The organism is Tardiphaga sp. 42S5, assembly GCF_034044155.1.
In the GTDB taxonomy this organism is placed as follows: domain Bacteria; phylum Pseudomonadota; class Alphaproteobacteria; order Rhizobiales; family Xanthobacteraceae; genus Tardiphaga; species Tardiphaga robiniae.
This window is the reverse complement of the sequence record NZ_CP139027.1, coordinates 539,930-563,074: the sequence shown is the minus strand read 5'-3', so window position 1 is coordinate 563,074 and position 23,145 is coordinate 539,930. Positions and strand designations below refer to the sequence as shown.

Annotated in this window: 28 protein-coding genes; 23 read left to right on the top strand and 5 right to left on the bottom strand. The window is 59.8% G+C overall.

What is annotated here, in order from left to right; genetic code table 11:
• Positions 1–45: 45 nt before the first annotated feature.
• The gene (locus SFY93_RS02605; protein ID WP_320445961.1) at positions 46–459 is read right to left on the bottom strand and encodes a VOC family protein; all 414 of its coding nucleotides are present in this window, start codon (positions 457–459) and stop codon (positions 46–48) included.
• Positions 460–613: 154 nt separating this feature from the next.
• On the opposite strand from SFY93_RS02605, the gene SFY93_RS02600 reads away from it, so the two are divergent.
• Complete coding sequence (locus tag SFY93_RS02600) at positions 614–1,603, top strand: Bug family tripartite tricarboxylate transporter substrate binding protein (RefSeq protein ID WP_320445960.1); 990 nt, start codon at positions 614–616, stop codon at positions 1,601–1,603.
• 158 nt (positions 1,604–1,761) lie between these two features.
• Positions 1,762–2,019, top strand: a complete 258-nt coding sequence (locus tag SFY93_RS02595) for a DUF3551 domain-containing protein (RefSeq protein ID WP_320445959.1) — start codon at positions 1,762–1,764, stop codon at positions 2,017–2,019.
• Positions 2,020–2,043: 24 nt separating this feature from the next.
• On the opposite strand, the gene SFY93_RS02590 is transcribed toward SFY93_RS02595, so the two are convergent.
• Complete coding sequence (locus tag SFY93_RS02590; protein ID WP_320445958.1) at positions 2,044–2,724, bottom strand: spermidine synthase; 681 nt, start codon at positions 2,722–2,724, stop codon at positions 2,044–2,046.
• 420 nt (positions 2,725–3,144) lie between these two features.
• Here SFY93_RS02590 and SFY93_RS02585 point away from each other — a divergent pair, with 420 nt between their 5' ends.
• Complete coding sequence (locus tag SFY93_RS02585; RefSeq protein ID WP_320445957.1) at positions 3,145–3,474, top strand: GCG_CRPN prefix-to-repeats domain-containing protein; 330 nt, start codon at positions 3,145–3,147, stop codon at positions 3,472–3,474.
• Between the two features lie 161 nt (positions 3,475–3,635).
• Positions 3,636–5,162, top strand: a complete 1,527-nt coding sequence (gene hutH, locus SFY93_RS02580) for a histidine ammonia-lyase (protein WP_320445956.1) — start codon at positions 3,636–3,638, stop codon at positions 5,160–5,162.
• 7 nt (positions 5,163–5,169) lie between these two features.
• Here hutH and fliI read toward each other — a convergent pair whose 3' ends face one another.
• Genes fliI through SFY93_RS02565 form a run of 3 tightly spaced genes read right to left on the bottom strand, consistent with a single transcriptional unit; the run spans position 5,170 to position 8,084 of the window.
• Positions 5,170–6,501 (bottom strand): flagellar protein export ATPase FliI, encoded by a 1,332-nt coding sequence (gene fliI, locus SFY93_RS02575; RefSeq protein ID WP_089263423.1) that lies wholly within the window; start codon positions 6,499–6,501, stop codon positions 5,170–5,172.
• 28 nt (positions 6,502–6,529) lie between these two features.
• Positions 6,530–7,300 (bottom strand): flagellar basal-body rod protein FlgF, encoded by a 771-nt coding sequence (gene flgF / locus SFY93_RS02570; protein ID WP_320445955.1) that lies wholly within the window; start codon positions 7,298–7,300, stop codon positions 6,530–6,532.
• Between the two features lies 1 nt (position 7,301).
• Positions 7,302–8,084 carry a DUF1217 domain-containing protein gene (locus tag SFY93_RS02565; RefSeq protein ID WP_320445954.1) on the bottom strand — a complete coding sequence of 261 codons (783 nt, stop codon included), beginning with the start codon at positions 8,082–8,084 and terminating at the stop codon, positions 7,302–7,304.
• 154 nt (positions 8,085–8,238) lie between these two features.
• Here SFY93_RS02565 and motA point away from each other — a divergent pair, with 154 nt between their 5' ends.
• From motA to SFY93_RS02470, 19 genes are all read left to right on the top strand, one after another.
• Positions 8,239–9,144 carry a flagellar motor stator protein MotA gene (gene motA / locus SFY93_RS02560; RefSeq protein WP_320445953.1) on the top strand — a complete coding sequence of 302 codons (906 nt, stop codon included), beginning with the start codon at positions 8,239–8,241 and terminating at the stop codon, positions 9,142–9,144.
• Positions 9,144–10,079 (top strand): FliM/FliN family flagellar motor switch protein, encoded by a 936-nt coding sequence (locus SFY93_RS02555; protein WP_068729903.1) that lies wholly within the window; start codon positions 9,144–9,146, stop codon positions 10,077–10,079. The genes motA and SFY93_RS02555 overlap by 1 nt, the downstream gene beginning before the upstream one ends.
• Entirely contained in the window at positions 10,060–10,344 is a 285-nt protein-coding gene (locus SFY93_RS02550) for a hypothetical protein (protein WP_093757678.1), read from the top strand. Before SFY93_RS02555 ends, SFY93_RS02550 begins: the two co-directional genes overlap by 20 nt.
• Positions 10,345–10,377: 33 nt before the next feature.
• Positions 10,378–10,776, top strand: coding sequence for a flagellar motor switch protein FliN (fliN, locus tag SFY93_RS02545; RefSeq protein WP_231078754.1), 399 nt, complete (start codon positions 10,378–10,380; stop codon positions 10,774–10,776).
• Positions 10,777–10,803: 27 nt separating this feature from the next.
• Positions 10,804–11,841 carry a flagellar motor switch protein FliG gene (locus tag SFY93_RS02540; protein WP_093757676.1) on the top strand — a complete coding sequence of 346 codons (1,038 nt, stop codon included), beginning with the start codon at positions 10,804–10,806 and terminating at the stop codon, positions 11,839–11,841.
• 12 nt (positions 11,842–11,853) lie between these two features.
• Complete coding sequence (gene flhB / locus SFY93_RS02535; protein WP_089263430.1) at positions 11,854–12,930, top strand: flagellar biosynthesis protein FlhB; 1,077 nt, start codon at positions 11,854–11,856, stop codon at positions 12,928–12,930.
• 92 nt (positions 12,931–13,022) lie between these two features.
• Positions 13,023–13,400, top strand: a complete 378-nt coding sequence (gene flgB / locus SFY93_RS02530) for a flagellar basal body rod protein FlgB (RefSeq protein ID WP_089263431.1) — start codon at positions 13,023–13,025, stop codon at positions 13,398–13,400.
• Positions 13,401–13,411: 11 nt separating this feature from the next.
• Positions 13,412–13,828: a flagellar basal body rod protein FlgC gene (gene flgC, locus SFY93_RS02525; protein ID WP_089263697.1), complete on the top strand. Its 417-nt coding sequence runs from the start codon at positions 13,412–13,414 to the stop codon at positions 13,826–13,828.
• A gap of 2 nt (positions 13,829–13,830) precedes the next feature.
• Positions 13,831–14,151, top strand: a complete 321-nt coding sequence (locus SFY93_RS02520; protein WP_068729891.1) for a flagellar hook-basal body complex protein FliE — start codon at positions 13,831–13,833, stop codon at positions 14,149–14,151.
• 9 nt (positions 14,152–14,160) lie between these two features.
• Positions 14,161–14,949, top strand: a complete 789-nt coding sequence (gene flgG, locus SFY93_RS02515; protein ID WP_089263432.1) for a flagellar basal-body rod protein FlgG — start codon at positions 14,161–14,163, stop codon at positions 14,947–14,949.
• 24 nt (positions 14,950–14,973) lie between these two features.
• Positions 14,974–15,450 (top strand): flagellar basal body P-ring formation chaperone FlgA, encoded by a 477-nt coding sequence (gene flgA, locus SFY93_RS02510; protein ID WP_320445952.1) that lies wholly within the window; start codon positions 14,974–14,976, stop codon positions 15,448–15,450.
• The gene (gene flgI, locus SFY93_RS02505) at positions 15,450–16,550 is read left to right on the top strand and encodes a flagellar basal body P-ring protein FlgI (protein ID WP_320447674.1); all 1,101 of its coding nucleotides are present in this window, start codon (positions 15,450–15,452) and stop codon (positions 16,548–16,550) included. The genes flgA and flgI overlap by 1 nt, the downstream gene beginning before the upstream one ends.
• A gap of 66 nt (positions 16,551–16,616) precedes the next feature.
• On the top strand, positions 16,617–17,273 hold the full coding sequence (locus SFY93_RS02500) for a MotE family protein (RefSeq protein WP_320445951.1): 657 nt from the start codon (positions 16,617–16,619) through the stop codon (positions 17,271–17,273).
• A gap of 5 nt (positions 17,274–17,278) precedes the next feature.
• Positions 17,279–17,974 carry a flagellar basal body L-ring protein FlgH gene (gene flgH, locus SFY93_RS02495; protein ID WP_320447673.1) on the top strand — a complete coding sequence of 232 codons (696 nt, stop codon included), beginning with the start codon at positions 17,279–17,281 and terminating at the stop codon, positions 17,972–17,974.
• Between the two features lie 12 nt (positions 17,975–17,986).
• Complete coding sequence (locus tag SFY93_RS02490) at positions 17,987–18,472, top strand: flagellar basal body-associated FliL family protein (RefSeq protein ID WP_246297918.1); 486 nt, start codon at positions 17,987–17,989, stop codon at positions 18,470–18,472.
• Positions 18,469–19,203: a flagellar type III secretion system pore protein FliP gene (gene fliP, locus SFY93_RS02485; RefSeq protein ID WP_320445950.1), complete on the top strand. Its 735-nt coding sequence runs from the start codon at positions 18,469–18,471 to the stop codon at positions 19,201–19,203. The genes SFY93_RS02490 and fliP overlap by 4 nt, the downstream gene beginning before the upstream one ends.
• 234 nt (positions 19,204–19,437) lie before the next feature.
• Complete coding sequence (locus tag SFY93_RS02480) at positions 19,438–20,679, top strand: flagellin N-terminal helical domain-containing protein (protein WP_320445949.1); 1,242 nt, start codon at positions 19,438–19,440, stop codon at positions 20,677–20,679.
• Between the two features lie 129 nt (positions 20,680–20,808).
• Complete coding sequence (gene fliF, locus SFY93_RS02475; protein ID WP_320445948.1) at positions 20,809–22,452, top strand: flagellar basal-body MS-ring/collar protein FliF; 1,644 nt, start codon at positions 20,809–20,811, stop codon at positions 22,450–22,452.
• Entirely contained in the window at positions 22,449–23,144 is a 696-nt protein-coding gene (locus tag SFY93_RS02470; RefSeq protein WP_320445947.1) for a hypothetical protein, read from the top strand. Before fliF ends, SFY93_RS02470 begins: the two co-directional genes overlap by 4 nt.
• Position 23,145 lies beyond the last annotated feature (1 nt).

Sequence of the window (23,145 nt, the reverse complement as noted above, 5' to 3'; positions counted from 1 at the left end):
TGTGCCATCAGCGGCGGCGGTGCGCAAACCGCAACGCGTGCAGGATCAGCCTATTTCGTAAGACGAAATTTCAATCAGGCTGCCATCGGGATCCCGGCAATAGACCGAGCGCAAGGTGCCGCGCGCGCCCTGTTTGGCCACCGGGCCTTCCTCGATAGCAACATCGCAAGCGCCGAGATGCGCAACCACGGCGTCGGGCGGTGATGCAGTGAGAAAACAGAGGTCGTCGCTGCCGGCCATCTCATGATCCGCCGTGAACCACTCGACCTTATCGGCGCCGATCGGCCGCAGATTGATCTTTTGCGCGCCAAAACTCACCGATGTGCGCGGCAACTTGCCCGGACCGGGATCGAACACCTTCACCTCCATGCCCAGGACGCGTTGATACCAGGTGGCGGAGCGCCGGACGTCAGTGACATTCAGGACGAGATGGTCGAGGGCCGTGACGGTGAGGGACATGAAATGGTCCTTGGCGTTGCCTTGACGTTTCTTTGGGCTGGTGCCGCAGTAGTGTCGCACTGGTCGATAGTTGAATTGTTTGGTAGATACGGCCGTTGTCAATTCAACACACGCTGACCGCGCGCAAAGTTGCGGCAGCCGGAGGGAATAAAATATGGCTTCTCGTCGTGCCGCGATCAGTCTGATTGCGCTTGGCTTTTCTGCTTTCGTTTCGTCGGCTTTCGTTCCTGCCAGCTCGGCGCTTGCTCTGGATTATCCGACGCGGCCGGTGCGTTTCGTGGTTGGCTATCCGCCCGGCGGCGCCACCGATATTCTGGCCCGCCTGATCGGGCAGCGGCTGTCGGAAAAGCTCGGCCAGCAGTTCATCATCGAGAACAAGCCTGGCGCCGGCAACAATATCGCCACGGAATCGGTCATTAACGCCGAACCGGATGGCTACACTATTCTGCTGGTCAATCCGGCGAACTACATCAATGCCACGCTGTATCCGAAGCTGAACTTCAACGTAGTGCGTGACGTCGCGCCGGTCGCCGCCTTCCATCGCACGGCGAATGTGATGACCGTCAACAAGGACATCACCGCAAAGACCGTTGCCGAATTCATCGCCTATGTGAAGGCCAATCCGGGCAAGGTGAATCTGGCCTCGTCGGGCAACGGCACTTCGGTGCATCTCTCGGGTGAGATGTTCATGATGATGTCGGGCGCCAAGATGCAGCATGTGCCCTATCGCGGTGCCGCGCCAGCGATCACCGACATGATGGGCGGTCAGGTGCAGTTGATCTTCGACAATATGCCGTCGATCATTCAGCACATCCGTTCCGGCAATCTGCGTGCACTGGCGGTAACGACCACCGAGAAGTCGTCGCTGTTGCCCGATGTCCCGACCGTTGCGGAAACCGTGCCGGGTTATGAGGCCAGCGCCTTGTTCGGTGTGGGCGCGCCGAAGAAGACTCCGCCGGAGATCATCGCGAAGCTCAACACCGCGGTGAACGAGGTGTTGGCTGAGCCGGCAATCAAGGCGAAGCTGATTGATCTCGGCGGCGATCCGCTGATCGGGCCGCCGGAAGCGTTCGGCAAGATGATCGTCGCGGAGACCGAGAAGTGGGAGAAAGTGGTCAAGGCCGCCGGCCTTAAGGTCGAATGAACCCATGCGGCACTATGGTGTCTAACCCTTGTGATGACGCCAGCGTAAGCGCGTGATCACAAGACCGGGATGTACCGGAGCTTGCGGGAACGTTCATCCGCAGGCTCTGTTGCTTTCTGGGGATGTCACAGGACCGCTGCCGCGGAGGAGAAGACGTGATGCGCAATCTGATGCTGGCCGTGTTGGCTGTTGGTGGTGTTTCGGCCATGGCTTCCAGCCCTGCAGCTACCGCCCCGACCTATCCCTATTGCATCCAGTCGCAGGCTTTCGGGACCGATTGCTCCTATCCGAGCTATGAAGCGTGCCAAGCTACCGCATCCGGCCGCGGCGTCGACTGCATCGTCAATCCGCGTCTGGCGTTCAGCCCGCAGCCTTATGCCGAACCGCGCCGCAGTCGGCGTTCGATTGCCTATTAAGATCCATCTTCATGGCGGCGACGGCTATGTTTTTGGCTTCGTCGCCAGCCAGATGACATGACGGGCGCCGCCGCGTGTGCCGGTGGCGCGGATCTTGATTTCCTCGGCGTTGAAGCCTGCTTTGCCGAGGAGTGTAGTGAATTTGTCATATGGAAATGACGACCAGACGGCCAGCACGCCGCCCGGACTGAGCGCGGCCTGGGCCGCGCGCAGCCCTTTCAGGTCATAGAGCGCATCGTTCGATTTTCGCGTCAGGCCTTCGGGCCCGTTATCGACGTCGAGCAGGATCGCATCATATTTGCTGCGTGCACCAGCGATGGCTTTAACGACATCGCCCTCGACAATCTCCACGCGCTCATCACTCAGGCTGTCGCCAGACAGCTCGGCCATTGGGCCACGCGCCCAGGCGACGATCGCGGGCACCAGTTCGACCACGGTGATCTTCGCCTTCGGGCCGAGCACCTTTAGCGCAGCGCGCAATGTAAAGCCCATGCCATAGCCGCCGATCAAAAGCCGCGGCGCCTTCATGTCCTTGAGGCGAAAGCAGGTGAGCGTCGCCAGCGCTTCCTCGGAGCCGAACAGCCGACTGCTCATCAACTCGTTCTGGCCGAGCTTGATGGTGAACTCTTGCCCGCGCTGCATCAGGCGCAGCGGTACGCCGCCGCCGGGGACTTCGGTCGTATCGATCAGTTTCCAGGGAAGCACAGGTGTCTTTCGTCAAGCGATTGCACGGCGGCCGGTGGTAGCGCGAGAACCGAGCTCCACGCAACTCGGCTATCATGCAAAGGCCTTACAGCAACTGAAGTCGTTCGTGTCGCAGCACTTCGAGCGGGATCAGATGTAGGGTTCCAGTCTCTGGAACAGCTCCAACACGTCGCTGCAGCTTTGTTTAAAGAGAACTACACTGATGACGTACTTCGCTCGGCAGCTCCGTTCGCCGTTCTTAACGGGCGGATAACTAACCGAACGGGTTGTGCCGGTGCATTGATAGAACGGAATTGCAAACGGTATCTGGTGCCTCTAAGCAGAATGAAGACCAACGCATCTTCGGGTTGCGCATCGCGCGGCAAGGCGAAGACGCTTTCGTCGGGGCCGAGTGATCTTCAACTCATCGAGAGGAATAGAATGACCAAAATTCTGCAGATGATGGCGGCATGTCTCGTCGCCATGTTCATCGTCTCGACGCAGGCAAGTGCTGCGCCGATGATGGGCCAGAGCATCGCCGTCGAAGCGCACGTGATCCCGGTTGCGGGGGGCTGCGGTCCGAACGGCTGGCGCGGTCCTTATGGTGGCTGCCGCTATACGCCCTATTACGGCCCGCTCCCGGGTGGCTACTATCAGGAAGCTCCCGTGATGGGGAACGGCTGCCCTCCCGGTTACTGGCGCGGTCCGTGGGGCCACTGCCGCAACACGCCCTATCACGGCAATCTGCCGGGCGGCGGCTGGAAGCCATAAGCCAAACGTGACGCTGCGTCGCACGTCGCAGCCCACGGTCTGACTGTCGATCAGCTGAAAGGCCAGCCGCAAGGCTGGCCTTTTTGTTGCACGCAAACATTGAAGCGCAGCGTTGGATGTGTTGCCTTGGGCCGTCTACAGGATGGCTTGGAGTTACTTTTATGACGATGCGGTTCACACCGGGTGCGGTGACGCTGGCAGACTGGCGGTCGATCTATCGGGGGGCAGTACCAGTTCTCGATGAGAGCTGTGTTCCCCGCATCAATGCCAGTGTTGAGGCAGTTGCCCGGATCGTCGACAAGGGCGAACCCGTCTATGGCATCAATACCGGCTTCGGAAAGCTTGCTCATGTCGGCATAGAAGCCGAAAGCATCACGGCCCTGCAGAAAAACATCGTGCTGTCGCATTGCGTGGGCGTCGGCGACCCGGCGCCGGCGCCGGTGGTGCGGCTGATGATGTGCCTCAAGCTTGCGAGCCTGGCGCAGGGTTTCTCCGGCGTCCGCATGGAGACAGTCCAGTTGCTTAGCGCCATGATCGCGCATGACATCACGCCCATCGTGCCCGCGCAGGGATCGGTCGGCGCCTCGGGCGATCTGGCCCCGCTCGCGCATATGGCGTCGGTCATGATCGGCGTCGGCGAGGCGCTGACGACGTCCGGGCGACTGCCGGCGACGGAGGCGCTCGCCAGTGCGGGTCTGCAGCCGATCGAGCTGCAGGCCAAGGAAGGGCTGGCGCTGCTGAATGGCACGCAGTTCTCGACGGCCTATGCTTTGGCAGCATTGTTCGAGGCTGAAATTCTTTTCAAGACCGCACTCGTCAGTGGTGCCTTGTCTACCGACGCCGCGCGTGGCTCGGATACGCCGTTCGATCCGCGCATCCATCAACTGCGCAAGCATGAAGGGCAGATCGTCTCGGCCCAGGCATTGAAGGAACTTCTCGTCGGCAGCGCGATTCGCGAGTCGCACCGCACCGGCGACGTCCGTGTTCAGGATCCTTATTGCCTCCGCTGTCAGCCGCAGGTGATGGGCGCAGCGCTGGACGTTTTGCGACAGGTGGCCACCACGCTTCTCACCGAAGCGAATGGCGTCTCTGACAATCCTCTGGTCTTTGCCGACGACGATATCGCGATCTCCGGCGGTAACTTCCATGCGGCACCGGTTGCTTTTGCTGCAGATATGATGGCGCTTGCGATCTGCGAGATCGGATCGATCTCTGAGCGCCGGATCGCCATGCTGGTGGATCCGGTGCTATCCGGTGTGCCCGCGTTCCTGACACCGAAGCCGGGGCTCAATTCCGGCTTCATGATCGCGCAAGTGACGGCCGCGGCGCTGGTGTCTGAGAACAAGCAGCGGGCTTATCCGGCCAGCGTCGATTCGATCCCGACATCGGCCAATCAGGAAGACCACGTTTCGATGGCGGCGCATGCGGCACGGCGGCTGTTGCCGATGATCGAGAATGCGATGGCCGTCATTGCCATCGAGCTCCTGGCGGGTGCTCAAGGTTGCGATTTTCATGCGCCGCTGAAGTCCAGCGATCGTCTGGAAAGCGTTCGAGCACGGATCCGGGCAGACGTCGCCCATCTCGACGAAGATCGATATTTTCACGACGACATTCAGAAGTCGCTGCGTCTCGTGCGATCTGGTGCGATCGTCGCGGCAGCGAATCTCGACACGATCCCGGGCGTCTAGAGCGCAGTTAGCCGATTGCGGTCTTGATCACGCTCAGCAATTCCTGGAATGGCTCGGCGCAGGACGGGTCGGTTGGATGTTGTTGCAGCACGTCATAGATCTTGGGCACGAGCTGGACGGCCTGATCGAGTTCACTGTCGCGGCCGGGCTGATAGCCGCCCATCAGGCGAAGGTCGCGGGTGTCCTCAAAGCGGGCGATCATGGCGCGCAGCTTGCGCACCAGGTTGGCTTCTTCCGGCGACCACACATGCTGGCCGAGGCGCGACACCGATGACAGCACATTGACGGCCGGATAGCGGCCCTGATCGGCGACGTCGCGATCGAGCATGATGTGCCCGTCCAGTGTACCACGCACCGTATCCGCCACGGGCTCGTTGTGATCGTCACCATCGACCAGCACGGCAAAGACGCCGGTAATGGAGCCCTGGCCTTCGAGGCCCGGTCCCGAACGCTCCAGCAGTCGCGGAAGTTCGCTGAAGACACTCGGCGCATAGCCGCGTGCGATCGCCGGCTCGCCGGTAGCGAGCGCGACTTCACGGGATGCGTGGGCGAAGCGCGTTACCGAATCGACGATCAACAGCACCGATTCGCCGCGATCGCGGAAATATTCGGCGATGGTCATCGCCGTCTTCGGCGCCAGTCGACGCATCATCGGGCTTTCGTCGCTCGTCGAGACGACTGTGATCGCGCGGGTCTTGTGATGGACCAGCGATTCTTCGAGAAATTCACGTACTTCTCGTCCACGCTCGCCGACCAGTGCAGTGACTACCGTGTCGAAGCCGGCGCTGCGTGCCAGCATCGAAAGAAGGGTGGTCTTGCCGACGCCGGAACCGGCGAAAATGCCGATGCGCTGGCCGATACAGAGCGGTGTGAAGAGATCCACGACGCGGACGCCGGTGCGGAGCGGCTTGCTCACGCGGGAGCGGCTCATCGCCGGTGGGGGATTGGCATCCGTTTGCATCTCGCGCTCGCCGACCGGCATGTCGCCGGCGCCATCCAGTGGCTCACCAAGCGCATTGATGACGCGACCTTTCCAGGCCGGATGTGGAGACAGCGTCTTGGGAGGCATTCGGAAGGCGGGAACGCCGAGGCCGGCAGCAAAGTGGGAATCGAACGGTTTGGCCGTTACGCCGTCAGTATCGATCCGCACGACCTCACCGAGATGAACCTGCTTGTCGATTTCCAGTCCGATCAATTCACCGAGCCTGACATAGCGCGACAGGCCGGAGACGCGAAAATGCGTCGGCGTCACCTCGGACACCATGCCACCGACACGAACCGTGGGCACGTCCCGGCGCAGGGTTGCGATGGTCGATTCGAGTTTTTCAAGCGCGTTCATCGAGCTCTCCCGCCGGTCACATCAGGCATCAGGCTTTTGGATCGCCCAGCGTGCGAATGGCGTTCTGCATGGTACTTTCGGAATTGTCGATCAATGAGCTGACGCTCTGGAAAGTGCGCTGTGCGGTCATCATCTGCGTGAGTTCTGTCAGAGGATCGACATTCGATCCTTCCACATAGCCCTGCTGAAAGCCGACCGTGACAAAATCGAGCGCGGTGGTCGCCGGCTTGCTCGGAATCACGCCCGACGTTCCGAATCGTTCCAGCTTTGCGTCCGGAGCGATGTCAAACAGGCCAAGCTGACCGACCTGGATTCGGCCCTGCGAAATGGTGCCGTCGCGCACGATCGTCAGCGGACCGGCATCGGGATCGACGATGATCGGCGTGCCGCCTGAATCGAGGATTGGATAGCCGGTGAGGGTCTGAAGCTGCCCGTTGATGTCGATCTGCATGCGGCCATCGCGCGTATAAACGGGGCCGTTCGGGCCGGCAAACGCCATCCACGTCGTGTTGCCGGGATCGGGGCCGCCGGGGTAGGCGGCCATGCTGTTTCCGGTGACCGCGACGTCCAGCGTGTTGCCGGTCTGGGTAATAGCGCCTTCCTTGCGCGAGATGAAGTTTTCGCCGGGCGAGGAGAACGCGACCGCCTGCGTTGCTGCGCGCGACATTGCAGTCTCGAACTTCACCGCGTCGGCGCGGAACGCGGCGGTTTTCATATTGGCCATGTTGTTGGCAATGGTTTCGAGTCGCTTCTCGAGCGAGACCTGGGCCGAGAGGCTGACATAGAGCGCTGATTGCATTTTATCGTCCGATTTTCAGGTTCTGCAGGGTGGTCAGCACATCCGTGCTGAGGCCCATTTCGAGCGGCTGCGTGATGAGGGTACTTGAAGCCGACTGGGCGGTGGACGTTCCGTTCTCCATCTCCCACATCACCGAAAAACGCTGCAGGAACTTCTGCAGCTTTTCGGGGGTCTGGAAATCCGCGATGTCGACTTTCGCGCTGAGCATATTCGCCTGTTTGTCGACATCCGCCATCGAGGTCATCGGTGAGATGCCAAGCGTGATCTGGGCGACCTTGATCAACGCCGGATCAGCGAGAATCTGATAGATGCTGGTGATCTTGGGCGCCTTGCGCTCGAAATAGAGTGCCAGACGAACGCCTTCATTCTGCGATCCGGCGTCTTCCTCGAGTTGTTGCCGGACGTATTTCTCGACGGTGCCGACCTGCGCGGCGGTCGTGCTCGTCGCCTGGTCACCCAGCTTCGCGAAGTCGAATGCGGTGGCGAATTCGCGGTAGCGGGCGTCGGAAAGCTTGTTGGCGAACGTGGTCGAGCTGGCAACGCCTTCCGTGAGAACCTTGCGCATGAACGCCTTGGCATAGGTCATGTCGCTCAACCCGTAAGCCTTCATGGCATAGCTGAACAACCGATAGTCGCCGATGAATTCGTCGATCGTCTTCACATCGCGGATGTGTGACAGGTAGTATTCCGTGTCCTTCGACACGTCCGGCTTCTCCATCGTCTGCTGCAACGATTTGACAATATTCTTGGAGATCAGCTGGTAGCTTGCGATTGTCGAGACCATCGGCAGTGGGTTCCCAGTCTGCGGGCGCATGCGGCGAGACTGGCCTCAAACTCCCCGCACAAGCTTGCGCGGGGCTGGCCGCTGCAGGCCGATGTCAGCCTCGTGCAAGCATCGTTGCCTAAGTGAATCGTATCCTCAATTTGGAGCGGTGCGCTTGAGCATTCTCTTTGGCGTCATTATCACACTCGCCAGTCTGATCGGCGGCTTCACCGCGATGGGCGGGCATCTCAGCGTGATATGGCAGCCCTGGGAGTTCGTCATCATCATGGGGATGTCGCTGGGCACCTATGTCATTGCGAATCCCTGGAAAACCGTGGTCGACACCGGCCGCGCCACCGTGCAGGCGTTGACGGTCGCGGTGCCAAAACAGCGTCACTACCTTGATCTGTTGGGGCTTCTGCATTCGCTGATGCGCGAAGTGCGGAACAAGGGCCGCAACGAGGTGGAGGCCCATATCGACGATCCATCATCGTCAGAAATATTCACCGCCTTCCCGACCGTTCTCGCCAATGAGCCGCTTCTGCACTTCATCTGCGACTACTTCCGCCTGATCATCATGGGCAGCGCGCGGCCGCATGAGATCGAGGCGCTGATGGACGAGGAAATCGAAACCATCATTCGCAGCAAGATGAAGCCGTATGGCTCGTTGATGATGGTCGCCGAAGGACTTCCGGCGCTCGGTATCGTCGCCGCGGTGCTCGGCGTCATCAAGGCGATGGGCGCTCTCGACCAATCCCCGAAACTGCTCGGCGGCTTCATCGGCGCGGCTCTGGTCGGCACATTCGCCGGCATTTTCTTGTCCTACGGTCTTGTCGCGCCGCTGGCCCACAAGATCAAGCTGGTGCGCGAGCAGCGCGCGCGGATGTATGTGATCGTCAAGCAGTCACTGCTCGCCTTCATGAATGGGGCTCTGCCGCAGATCGCGATCGAACACGGCCGCAAGATGATCGGCCCCGGTGAACGCCCGTCGATCGATGTCGTCGAAAGCGAAACCATCTCCGGCGGGTCTGCAAAAGCAGCACCTGCTGAACCCTCGGCGAAAGCGGGAGCACGGGCCTGATGTCAGAAGTAAAGTCAGGCCGCGTAGATCAAGGATCAGATCAACTTTTAGGGGCTGCCGGAATTTCCGTCGAGCGCATGCCGATGCTGCATGTGATTTTCGACCAGATGACGAATCTTTGCGCCGAAAGCCTGCGATCCATGTCGCCCTCGCAGTCGTATTTCTCGCTAAGCAGCGTGGGCAGTGATCGCCTCTCCGATATCCTCGATCGCTATGAGGGCGAAGCCATTGCCGCGGTTTTCTATGCACAAGCATGGGACGCCCGTATCCTGATCGGGTTTGATCGCGATTTCGTCTACACGATGATCGAGCTCCTGTTCGGCGCCGACGGTGCGGAGCCGCCACTGGACATGCCGCGGGTATTCTCGAATGTGGAGCTGCATGTCGCGCAATCGCTGTTCGAGCGCTTTGGCAAGGCGTTGCAGGCATCATTCGATCGTGCTTCCGACGTGACGTTCAACCTGGAACGTGTCGAGACGCGCATGGACTATCTCGCGATCGGGCGCCTTAACAATATGGCTGTATGCGCGAAGATTCTGTTGCAGGGTCTCGATCGCGGCGGCGAGATGTTCATCGTCATTCCGCACGCAGCGCTCAATCCGATCCGGCAGGCGCTGTCGCAGATCGTATCCGGTGAGTCGGCATCCACCGATCCGAACTGGAGCCGTCAGTTGCACAGCGAGATCAAGCGGACCGAAGTGGTGCTGAAGGCGGTTCTCGAAGAGCGACAGTTTACTCTCGGCGAGGTCGCGAAATTTCACGTCGGCCAGGTGCTCAAGCTCAACGCCACGCCGGACACGATGGTTCGCCTCGAATGCAATGATCAGCGCCTGTTCTGGTGCCAGCTCGGCCAGATGAATGGCGTCTATTCACTGCAGGTCAAGGAATCGGCCGACCAAAAACGGGAATTTATCGATGGTATCCTCGCTCGTTGACATCATCCTTTTTGCGGCTCTGCTCTTCACGAGCATCCGCGTTACCAAGATGCATCGTGAACTCGTGAAGTTGCGCGCACATCAAGGGGAGTTCACTGCGGTGGTCGGCAAGACCAATGAGACGGTGGACGACATGGTATTGATGGTACGCGAATTCAGTTCGGACGGACGGCAAATGGTTCAGGCGCTTGGCGACAAAATAGATGAGGCGCGCAAGGCTATCGCGGAAATCGATACTCGCACTGCGGCACAAAATCCGGCTTAGGCCACGATCTGAGTTTTCAAGAAGGCAGGGGATATGAAGCAACCATTCGATATCGATCCAGTAAGCGCAGCGACCGCTACAGGTGTAGACCCGCTCAAGGCTGACGGCGCGTCGTTCGGCAAACTGGCAGATCTCGCGGCTCGCGCTGCCGAGGAAACCAGCCGACTGACAAATCTTGAACCTATCCTGCGCATCCCGGTCACGGTGCAGGTGCTGCTCGGCTCAGCCACCATGCCGGTCGCCGATCTGATGAAGCTTGGCCGCGGCGCAGTGATCCCGCTCGATCACCGTGTGGGTGAACCTGTCGAAGTCGTCGTCAACGGGCGCATCGTTGCGCGCGGTGCGGTCGTGGTCGTGGAAGACGAAAATTCGCGTTTCGGTGTATCGCTGACGGAAATCGTCGGAGGAGCGGCCGGGGATCCGGACGCTTAAAGAGATTTTCCCAAAGAGATATTCCTAATGGCATTCAATGCACCTGCTAAGCGCGCCGGCACCAGCATCAAACCGCTGGGTGGCACCGAGAAGGCGGCGGCTCTTTTGCTGGCCATGGGGCGTGAGCTCTCGGGCGGCCTGCTTCGGGAGTTCGATCCCGAAGAGATCAAACTGGTCACGCGCGCGGCGGCCGAGCTCAAGCCCATCTCGGGGCCTGAGCTCGAGGCGATCATCGAGGAATTCGCGCAGAATTTCTCGGAAGGTCCGAATATCTTCGGCACCGTCGGTGAGCTGGAGAAGCTGCTGAATGGCGTGCTGCCGCCGGAACAGATTACTGACATTATCTCCGAAGTTCTGGGCAACAAGACGAAGTCGGTGTGGGAACGCATCTCACTCGTGTCCGAAAGCCTGCTCGCCAACTATCTCCTCAAGGAGCATCCGCAAACGGCTGCACTCATTCTCTCGCGGGTGAAGCCGGCATGTGCTGCCCGCGTGATGAGTCATCTTCCGCCGGATATCCGGCACGACTTGATGCGGCGTATGCTCAGCCTCAAGCCTGTTGTCGAGGATGCCATGGGCATTATCGAGAAAACGATGCACGAAGACTTCATGATCAACTTCGCTCGGAACCTGGCATCCGACACCTATCCGCGCATGGCTGACATCATTAACAAGATGGAGCGGACGCAGATGGAGGAATCGCTGAAGAACCTCACCGAATCGCGGCCGAAGTCGGCCGAGATTCTGAAGGGCATGCTGTTTACCTTCGACGACATCGTGAACCTGACCGCCAAGGCACGCATGCTGATCTTCGATCAGGTGCCGACGGACCGTGTGGTGATGGCGCTCAAGGGGTCGGATACAACATTCCGCGAGCTCATTCTGTCGTCGCTCGCCTCGCGCACCCGCCGTCTGGTGGACCACGAACTGGCAAACGGTATTCCTGCGAATCAGCGTGAGATCCTGGACGCGCGGCGCGCCATTACCGACCTTGCGCTCGATATGGCCGGACGCGGCGAAATCGAACTCAATCCCGATCAAGAAGATCAGCCGGTATTCACCTGAAGATAGAGCATTGTGTCTGACGAACCCGATAAGGACAGTAAAACCGAAGAGGCGACAGAGAAGAAGGTTCGTGATTCCGTAGAGAAGGGCCAAATCCCGGTCTCACGCGAAGCGCCGATTTTCGCCTCGATGCTCGCGCTATTGATTATTCAAAGCTTTCTGACCACCGACAACGTGAGAAAGCTGACATTCACTTTAGCCCGATTGATCGACGATCCGTCGGGCATCCGCATCCGTAATGGAACGGATGCTATCGAGTTGCTCTCCGCGGTCGGTATGAGTGCGGCGGGACTGGTTATTCCGATTGTTATCGTCCTGATGCTGGCCGGGCTGGCGTCATCTTTTCTGCAGAACGCACCGCGAATTGTGTTCGATCGCATCCAGCCGGAAGCCTCGCGCATCTCAATAGCGAAGGGGTGGGGCAGAATCTTCGGTGCGCAGGGACGTGTGGAATTCGGAAAGTCGGTCTTCAAGTTCGTCGCTATCAGTCTGGTCGTGATGATCGTCCTGCGGGCTGAGGAGGCCGTGGCCGTGAATGCATTATTTAGCGATCCGGCGGCCGTTCCGGAACTGGTGCTGACTACCGCAATGCGGCTTGTCTCAGCCATCAGCATCGCGACCATTGTCCTGGTATCGCTCGATCTCGTCTGGGCACGCTTCCATTGGCGCCGCGAACTGCGCATGACGAAGCAGGAGATCAAGGACGAGTTCAAGCAGGCCGAAGGCGATCCGATCGTCAAATCACGGTTGCGTTCGTTGGCGCGCGATCGCGCTCGCAAGTCGATGCTGGCGGCCGTACCGCGCGCCACGCTGGTGATCGCGAACCCCACGCATTACGCGATTGCGCTGAAGTACAAGCAGGGCGAAGACGCTGCGCCGACGGTGCTTGCAAAGGGGCAGGACCTGATCGCGCTGAAGATCAGGGAAATCGCCGAGAAGAATGGTGTCCCAGTGGTGGAAGACAAGATGCTGGCGCGCTCGATGTATGATGTCGCATACATCGACAAGATGATTCCGTCGGAGTTTTTCCGCCCTGTCGCGGAAATCATCTACTTCCTGCATTCGCGAAAGCAGAAGACGAACGCGTAAGCGCTCCGCACATGTCGTGATGCGCATCTCCAGCCTCGGACAAGTTTCCATTTGTAAACCATGATCAAGGAATCATGTTTGCTGGGGGATAAGTGGGACCCGTCTATCTCTTCGATGTCGCCTCGTCGCATGAGCGATGGCTATCGCTGCGGCAGTCCGCAATCTCGGCGAATGTCGCCAATGCGAACACGCCGGGCTATCGCGCGCAGGACATTGAACCGTTCAACAAGATTCTCGATTCGAAAGTCGTGCCTGTGACGGTGACGTCGCCGGCGCATATCACGACCGGCTCTTCGGTTGAGGCACAGGGCATGCGCAAGGAAAAGAGCTGGGAGACCGTTCACTCCGGCAACTCCGTCAGCCTTGAGCAGGAAATGCTGAAGGCCGGCGATATCAATCGCGACTATTCACTGAATACGGCGATCGTCAAATCGTTTCATCGCATGTTCATGACAAGCATGAAGACCTGAGGGAAATGACGATGATTGATCCGTTGCAAGCATCTGTTCAGATAGCGAGTTCCGGCCTTGAAGCGCAGTCGACCCGCTTGCGTGTCGTGTCGGAGAACCTTGCTAACGCCAATTCGACCGGTCGTACGCCAGGCTCGGATCCGTATCGCCGCAAGACCACGACCTTCACGGCCGAGATGGACCGTGCCGCCGGCGTGCGCATGGTCAAGGTGAAGGATGTCGGAACCGATCAGGCGCCGTTCCGCGTGGACTATGAGCCAGGCCACCCGGCTGCCGATCCAACCGGTTACGTAAAGCTGCCCAATGTGAACTCGTTGATTGAAATGGGCGACATGCGGGAAACCAACCGGTCCTTCGAGGCCAACCTACAGGTCATCAAACAAGTGAGATCCATGGTGTCGATGACCATCGATCTCTTGAGGAGCTAACCATGCTTGAAGCGGTATCCTCAGTCATCAGCAGTGCTGGTGAGCTCGCCAAAACCAGCGAAGTCATCAATTCCGCGACACCCGCGGTGCAGCCCGGTGCGGCCACCGTCGGTTTCAACAACGTCCTCGAACAGGTCGCAGCCGATGCCATCGGTTCAATCAAGGCCGGCGAAGCCGCGTCAATCCAGTCCATCCACGGCAAGCTCTCGGCACAGAAGGTGGTCGAGGCGGTCATGTCTGCCGAACGGTCATTGCAGATGGCTGTCGCCGTCCGCGACAAGGTCGTTCAGGCGTATCAAGAAGTCAGCCGAATGGCGATTTGAGGTTTAATCATGAGAGCTCTGGCCATTGCTGCCACCGGTATGGGCGCGCAGCAGCTTAATGTCGAAGTGATCGCGAATAATATCGCGAATATCAACACGACCTCGTACAAACGATCCCGCGCGGAATTCACGGATCTGTTCTATCAGATCGACCGTGCGCAGGGCGTGCCCAACCGAAGCGGTGAGGGCGCAGTGCCTGAAGGCGCAAAGCTCGGTCTCGGCGTGCGTTCGGCTGCTGTGCGCAAGCTGCATCTGCAGGGCGCAATGGCGCAGACCGGCAACACTTATGACATGGCTATCAATGGCCGCGGCTGGTTCCAGATCGCCGGTCCGAATGGTGAGACGCTCTACACGCGCGCCGGTGCATTCAACCTGAATGAAAACCGCCAGCTCGTGACGCCGGACGGCTATCTGGTGACGCCTGCGATCATTGTCCCGCAGAATGCTGTGGATGTCACTGTCAACGAGTCCGGCCAGGTCTTCGCGAAGGTCGACGGGACCGTTGCGCCTGTTCAGCTCGGGCAACTCTCGCTCGCGAACTTCTCCAATGAAGCCGGTCTGGACCCACTCGGCGGAAATCTCTATCGCGAGACGGTTTCATCCGGCGTGCCCGTTGTGGGCTTCGCAGGCGACATTGGCTACGGCAAGCTGCATCAACACTATCTCGAGAGTTCGAACGTCGATCCGGTGAAGGAAATTACCGAGCTGATCTCGGCGCAGCGTTCCTATGAAATGAACTCAAAAGTCATCCAGGCGGCTGACGAGATGGCATCAACCATCTCGAAGGGCATGCGGTAATCCACAGAACGGGATCTCGGCCTGATGCGCGCAGTTACCATCATTACCCGCTGGGTCGTGAGCCTCGTGCTCGCGGCCGGCATCACGGGCGTCGCAAATGCTGCGGAAGATGCCGTTCGCTATCCCGTGCCGGCCACAACGATCTATCCCGGGGATGTCATCAGGGATGAAATGATCATGGACCGCAACTTTGCGCCCAATATTCAGGGCGCAAGCGCGTTCATTAACGATCGTGCGTCGCTCGTTGGCCGCATTGCACGTCGTACTCTGTTGGCGGGGTACCTGATCCCCATCAATGGGCTCGAGGATCTCAAGGCGGTCACCCGCGGCGCTGTGGTGAAGGTGCTCGTCGAGGACGATGGGCTCATTATCGTCACCTATGCAACGTCCCTGCAGTCCGGCAGCGCTGGGATGATGGTGCAGCTTCGCAACCTCGATACCGGCGTTACGATCCGGGGCATCGTCCAGCAGGATGGATCAGTGCGGATTCAAAACGGATGATGCTGCGTCTCCTTTGCGGTCTCCTGCTTTCGCTTTCGCTTTCGACAGCAGATGCCGCTGTGCGTGTGAAGGACATCGCCAATCTCAAGGGCGTGCGCGAGAATCAGATTCTCGGCTATGGCCTAGTGATCGGCCTTAAGGGCACCGGTGACACGTTGCGCAACGCGCCGTTCACCGAACAATCGTTGCAATCGATGCTCGACAATATGGGCATCAATATCCGTGGCACCTCGTTGCGCACGCGCAACGTGGCAGCAGTAGTCGTAACGGCCGATCTGCCGCCGTTCGTCGCGGGTGGTTCACGAATTGACGTCGCAATTTCGTCGCTGGGCGACGCGTCATCCTTGCTTGGCGGAACGTTGGTGATGACGCAATTGCGCGGCGCCGATGGTGAAACCTATGCCGTCGCGCAAGGCGCTATCGCCGTAGGCGGCTACAACGTCGAAGGCGCCGCACAAACGCTCAGCCAGGGTGTGGCCACTGCTGGCCGCATCCCAAATGGCGCGCTGATCGAACGTGAGGTCAAGGGGCGTTTCAGCGAGATGGAATCGCTCATCCTTGAGCTAAAGAATCCGGATTTCGTCACCGCAACGCGTATCATGGACGCGATCAACGCACATAGCAGCGGCCGTTACCAGAAGGTCGTGGCCTTCGAGCGCGATTATCGCACCATCGTGCTGTCGCGCCCGCGCTCGACCGCGCCGGTGCGGTTTATCGCCGAAATCGAGGAGTTGCTGGTCGAGCCGGATTCGCCGGCGCGGGTGGTGGTCGACGAACGCACGGGAACGGTGGTCATCGGCCGGAACGTACAGATCTCAACGGTGGCGGTGACCCATGGTAATCTGTCCGTGAGAATCACCGAGGCGCCGATCGTATCGCAGCCGTCGCCGTTTGCGCGGCGCGGCGAGACCGTGGTGGTGCCGCAGACCTTCATCGAAGCGAATGAGCCGGGCGCCAAAATCGCCATTCTGCGCGGCGCCGATCTGCAGCGACTGGTGCGTGGTCTCAATCAGATCGGGCTGAAACCGCAGGGGATCATCGCGATCTTGCAGGCGATCAAGGCGGCTGGTGCGCTTCAGGCGGAACTCGTCATCCAGTAAGGCGCGGGTCAGCGTCACGCAAGCCAAAGCGTGCAACGCTCGCTCAGCTGAATCACGAGAACACGAATGGCGCGCGTCGCAAATCGATCGATCAAGTTTCTCATGCTGGTCGGTATGGTGCTGTCCACACAGGCATCGGCCGAACCCGAGCAGAAGCTCTCAAAGCCGCTGAACCTCGGTGAATTCGCAAAGACGCCGCAAGTCGCGCGCCCCCGTCCGGCTGCCAACAAGCAGGACCCGGTGGTGCGTCCGCCTGCCGATGCGGCGCTGATCACGGGCGCAATCGACAAGAAGGATAGCGCAGCCGCGAACTCCCAGGAATCCGACGTCGCGCGCTTTTGCAGCAACATCGCAGACCAGGCGCTCGATGCCCGTGTGGCGTGGCAGCAGAAAGAGCTCGAAGCGACAGAATCCAAGCTGAAGCTACGCATTGCCGAACTTGAGGCCAAACGGGCCGAATATGAAGAATGGCTGAAGCTGCGTGAAGAATTTCTCAAAAAGGCGGAAGACAGCGTCGTTGAAATCTATTCGCGCATGAACCCCGAAGCCGCGGCGCAGCAGATTGCCAGTATGGCTGATGACACGGCAGCTGCTGTTCTCGCCAAGCTGCGCGTTCGCGTCGCCAGCGCGATCCTCAATGAAATGGAACCGGCACGTGGCGCACACCTGGCCGACACGCTCGCCGGGATGCGTCGCACTGACGACGGGAAAGCCAAGAAATGATGTGGTTGAGAGTGATTCTGATTCCGGTCGCACTGTCGTGCCTGACCGGTTGCGCCAGCAATCTCGCCGAGGTTGGTCAGGCGCCCTACATGTCGCCGATCGGCAACGGCATGCAGGTCGATGCTCGCGCAATTCCGATCGAGAGGCGCGCCTATCGCAGCGCAGGCCCTCACTCGATCTGGAATGACCGCAAGGACCTCTATCGCGATTCGCGGGCGACGCGGGTCGGAGATATTCTGACCGTGAATATTCTGATGAACGACAAGGCGATCCTCGACAACAAGACGGATCGGTCGCGCGACTCGCAGATCAAGGTTGAGTCCGATTACTCGGCCAATATCGCCAAATGGCTTTCTGCCGGAAACTTCGACACCAACGTCAAATCCCAATCATCGAACAAGGGCGCTGGCAAGATCGACCGGAACGAAGAAGTGCGTTTCTCAGTGGCTGCCGTCGTTGTCGACGTGCTGCCGAACGGCAATCTGCTGGTCAGCGGCTCGCAGGAGATGCGCGTCAATTACGAGATGCGCATCGTTAATGTCGGCGGCATTGTGCGACCGATCGATATCAGCCGCAACAACACCATCGCCTACGAGAAGATTGCTGAAGCCCGCATTTCGTATGGCGGGCGCGGCCGGTCCATGGAAGTGCAGCAGCCGAACTGGGGTCAACAGGTCTACGATCAGGTCGCGCCGTTCTGATGGGAATCGATCATGGCCGATAACACAGCGAATGAAGGCCAGCGCCCCGGGATTATGCAGTGGCTTGGCGCCCTGCTGCTCGTCACCGCGCTGTCGGTTGGAGCAGGAGCCCTTGCAAGCCTTCAGTTGATGTCGACGTTCCAGCGTATCAGCGAGAACCAGAAGGAGGCGCCTGAAAAACCGATCTCGTCGGCCTTCAATGCCAATGATCGCCTGCGCAAGATCACGCCGGTCGTGACCAATCTGGCGGCGCCACCAAATGCCTGGATCCGCATGGAGGCATCGATCGTCACCGATAAATTGACCGAGGAGGAGGCGAGTATCGTGGTCGCTCGCATCGGCGAGGATGTTGCAGCCTATCTGCGCACGCTCACACCCGCGCAAATCGAGGGTGCCCGCGGCCTGCAATATCTGCGGGAAGACCTGAATGAGCGTGCGCTTACGCGCTCAAGCGGCAAGGTTCGTGAGCTGATTATCGAGACGCTGGTGGTGCAATGAAGCGTATCATTCCGATCCTGCTCCTGGCGCTTCTGCCGACGGCTGCAGTGGCGCAGGTTCCGGATCTGTCGACCCTGCTTCCGCAGGGCGAAGGCAGTGCCAGCGGCCGAATCATCCAGATGGTCGCGCTGCTGACGGTGCTGTCACTGGCACCGGGCCTGCTCATCATGGTGACGAGCTTCACGCGATTCGTCGTCGCACTCTCATTCCTGCGCACGGGGCTTGGCCTGCAGACCACGCCGGCCAATATCGTAATGATCAGCCTCGCGCTGTTTCTCACATTCTACGTGATGGCGCCGACTTTCGATCGCGCGTGGGTGAACGGCCTTCAGCCACTGATGAAGAACGAGATCACCGAGCAGGAAGCCTATTCGCGGGTCACCGATCCGTTCCGCGATTTCATGCTGCAGCATGTGCGTGAGAAGGATCTGCAGACCTTCGAGAATCTCGCTGCCGAGAGCATGAAGATCAAACTCGAAGGTCAGCGGATCGATCTGCGAATCATCATCCCGGCTTTCATGGTGTCGGAGCTGCGCCGCGCATTCGAGATCGGTTTTCTTGTCGTCATGCCGTTCCTGGTGATCGACATGATCGTCGCAACACTAACGATGTCGATGGGCATGATGATGATGCCGCCCACGGTGTTCGCGCTACCGTTCAAGGTACTATTCTTCGTGTTGATCGACGGCTGGAATTTGCTCGCAGTCGGTCTTGTGAAGTCGTTTCTCTAGATCATTTGATTCATCACAAGGTAAGTGACGAATCAAATGATCGCTGTTAACTATACGAGCCGCCGCTCCCTTCAGCTTTGGGTAAGGTTTGGCGGCTAGCTTGCAATTCACGACAGGTTGGGTCGATCAGATATCGACATCCCAAAGGCATGATGCCGCCCTCTCGTACCGGTGAAAGTCCGGTATGTCCCCAGCAAATCAATCAAATTAAAGGGACATACGATGTCTAGCTTGATGACCAACTCCCAGGCCATGACCGCGCTGCAGACCCTGCGCTCGGTCGATGCCAACCTCTCCACCACGATGAACCGCATCTCGACCGGCTATCGCGTGTCGACCGCTTCGGACAATGCCGCTTACTGGTCGATCGCCACCACGATGCGTTCGGACGTTCAGGCTCTGGGCGCCGTACAGGACGCTCTCGGTCTCGGCGCTGCGACCATCGACACCATGTATACCGGCCTGAGCGCCACGGTTGACGTCGTGTCGTCGATCAAGGCCAAGCTGGTTGCTGCCCGTACGCCGGGCGTTGACCGCGCGAAGATCCAGAGCGAAATCACCGAACTGCAGAAGCAGCTGAAGAACACCGCCGACAGCGCGGTTTTCAACGGTGAGAACTGGATCTCGGGTGATTCGAGCAGCGCCAGCTACAACGCGACCAAGAGCGTCGTGTCGTCGTTCTCCCGCGCCGGCGGCGCCGTCCAGATTGACACGCTCTCGGTCGACCTCAATGCGATCAAGCTCTACGACGCGAATGTTGACACGGCCTATATTGCCCAGACGTTCCCGACGGGTACCAGCACGGCCTATGCTGCTGCCACCGACGTCGGCGGCAACATCACGGTGACCGTCGGTGCCGCTGCGGCGATCAACGTCTCGATCGCCAAGGGGTCGTCGATCAATGACGTTGCCGCGGCGATCAACTCGCTCGGCATCGATGGTCTCACGGTCGGTATCGCGGGCAATGGCACGCAGCTCGCATTCAAGAGCCGCAACGACGCCAACGTTGTGATCGATGCCAGCGTTGCCGGCTTCGGCGCCGCTGTCACACTGACCGCGCTTGCCGCGCCCCTCGACTCCAAGAAGGGCGTTCTCGACGGCACCATGGACGCCTATACCGGCACTGCCTGGGAAACCTTCAGTGTTTCGTCGATGGACATCTCGAAGCTCACCGACAACGCGGCGGACCTCGCCAAGCTCGAGACCTACATTGCGGGTACCGACAAGGCACTGGCCAAGATCACTGACTCCGCCACCAACCTCGGCGCCATCAAGAACCGCATCGGCCTGCAGCAGAACTTCGTGAAAACCCTGACCGACTCGCTCGATCGCGGTATTGGCCAACTCGTCGACGCAGATATGAACGCCGAATCGACCCGCCTCCAGGCCTTGCAGACGCAGCAACAGCTGGGCATTCAGGCGCTGTCGATCGCCAACGCCGGCAGCCAGAGCATCCTCTCGCTGTTCCGCGGCTAATCGCTCTCGTATCGTGAATAGGAATGGCCGCGACCAATCAAGGTCGCGGCCATTTCGCTTTCCGGCTCTCCGTAACCCTCGGACAAGCTTCACAATCGATGATCGATTCGGAAGTGGGCAGGGGTATTTATGGTCAATCGTGAGCACGCGCAGAAGCTCTGGAACAATCTGCTTGAGCTGGGTACGAAGCGTCTCATTCTGCTCGCGGTGGTCGGCGCTGCTGTATTCGGCGGTGTTGGCGGCGGCGCATACTATATCAGCCGGCCGGAATACAATGTTCTCTATTCGGGTCTCAGCCGTGAAGACGTGACGCGTGTCAGCTCGGTGCTGCGCGACGCCAACGTCGCTTTCGATCTGAATACGGCGGGCGATACCGTCTATGTTCGTCCCGGACAGACGGCGCAGGCGCGTACGCTGCTGGCCGACAAGGGCCTGCCCAGCGTCACTGGCGGCGGTTATGAGCTGTTCGACAAGATCGGCTCGCTCGGCCTGACGTCGTTCATGCAGGAAATCACGCGTGTGCGCGCGCTCGAGGGTGAGATTGCGCGGACGATCCAGGTTCTCAAAGGGGTCAAGGCTGCGCGCGTCCATATCGTGATGCCTGCGCGTGGCTCGTTCCGGCGCGAGCAGTCACCGCCATCGGCTTCGGTCGTATTGCGAACGGATGGTCCGGCGGATGCACGCACAGCACGTTCGGTGCGCCATCTCGTGGCTGCGGCCGTGCCGGGGATGACCGCGGACAAGGTCACCGTGCTCGACAGCGACGGGTCGCTGCTCTCGGATGATGACGGCAGCGGCAGCGTCGGGGCAACGCCAACCACGATGGCGAACTTGCAGAAGGTTGTGAGCCGCTCGATCCAGGAGAATGTCAGCCGGGCACTGACGCCCTATCTGGGGCTGGATAATTTCGAGGTCAGCGTTGCAACCCAGCTGTCGACCGACAAGAAACAGACCAACGAGACGGTCTACGATCCGGATTCGCGGGTGCAGCGTTCTGTGCGCGCTGTGCGAGAGAAGGAAACGTCGCAAAGCCTCGATCGTCAGCAGCCGACGACCGTTCAGCAGAATCTGCCAGATCAGCAGGTCAATGCGACCGGCGCCAAGAATCAGAATGACGAGAAGCAGCGCCGCGAAGACATCACCAATTACGAAGTGTCGTCGAAGACGGTGACGACCACGAGCGATGGTTTCGTGGTGAACAAGATGTTCCTTGCCGTTCTGGTCAACCGGCCGCGTCTCATTGCGAGCCTTGGCGACAAGGTGAGCGATGCTGCGATCGAAGCCAAGGTCGCGGAGATCTCGCAGATTGCTGCGACCGCAGCTGGCATCGATCGCCCGCGAGGCGACCAGATTCAGGTTTCGGCGGTCGAATTCATGGAAGGTGCGCGCGATCTCGCGCCGGTGCCGTCGATCACCTTCACAGAGGTGATGATGCGCCAAGCGGGCAGTCTCGTGAGTGCCATCACCATTCTAGCCGTGGCCGGCATGCTGATCTGGTTCGGTCTGCGCCCCGCGATCAATACGATCCTGGCCAGCGCGAAGACTGACGAGACAACGCAGTTCCAGGCGGAGACGAATGCGCTGCTCAGTGGCGGCAGCACGATGGCGACCGCGGCGCTGTCAGGAGGCGAGGCTCCGCCCAATCTTATCCAGGATGTCTCGAGCAGTATGCAGAATACGCCACAGAAGCGGCTGGAACAGATCATCCAGCTTGATGAGAAGCAGGCGGCAGCGATTCTGAAACAATGGATCAGACAAGAGGAAGCGGTATGAGCGCAGAGCAAGTCGCACGTCTGATCGCCGATTTCGATCGACCGGAGCCGCCGAAAACACGCAGCCGCGTCGTTCCGTTCGACCATCTGCATCACTCCAGCGTGCAGCCGCAACATCAGCCGCTTCTGCAGAAGGCAAAGCAGCAACCGTCGTTTCAACCGCAGCCGCAGATGCAGCCAAAGCCGCCTCTCGTGCAGGAGGAGGATGGCTATGAGCGCGGTCGCGCCGAAGGCTATGCGAGTGCACTCGCCGAGTTCGAACGGCGCATTGAGCAGGAGAAGCAGGCACTTGCGGCACAGGCCGCCGAAGAACGGCAGCAACTGCTCAACGAGACCGCGGCTAAGCTCGCCGGCGATATCGCCGAAATGGGCGACCAGTTGCAGGGAAGAATCGCCGGCGTAGCCGCTCGGCTCCTCGAGCCGCTCATCAGTAACGCCGTGCAGAAACAGGCAGTTACGTCATTCATCGAGCATCTGTCGTCGATTACAACCGATAGCCGCCGCCCGGTCCTGCGCATCACAGGCCCATCGGAGTTGCTCGAACTGATCCGCAGCAAGCTCGGCGTCCGCGCAATCGCATCGGAATTGCGTGCCGGCCCCGAGGCGGAAGCGTCGATTGTCGTTGATCAGATCGTGCTCGAGACTCAGCTCAAGGTCTGGACCGAACGACTGAAGATGGCGGTCCAGAGCTGAG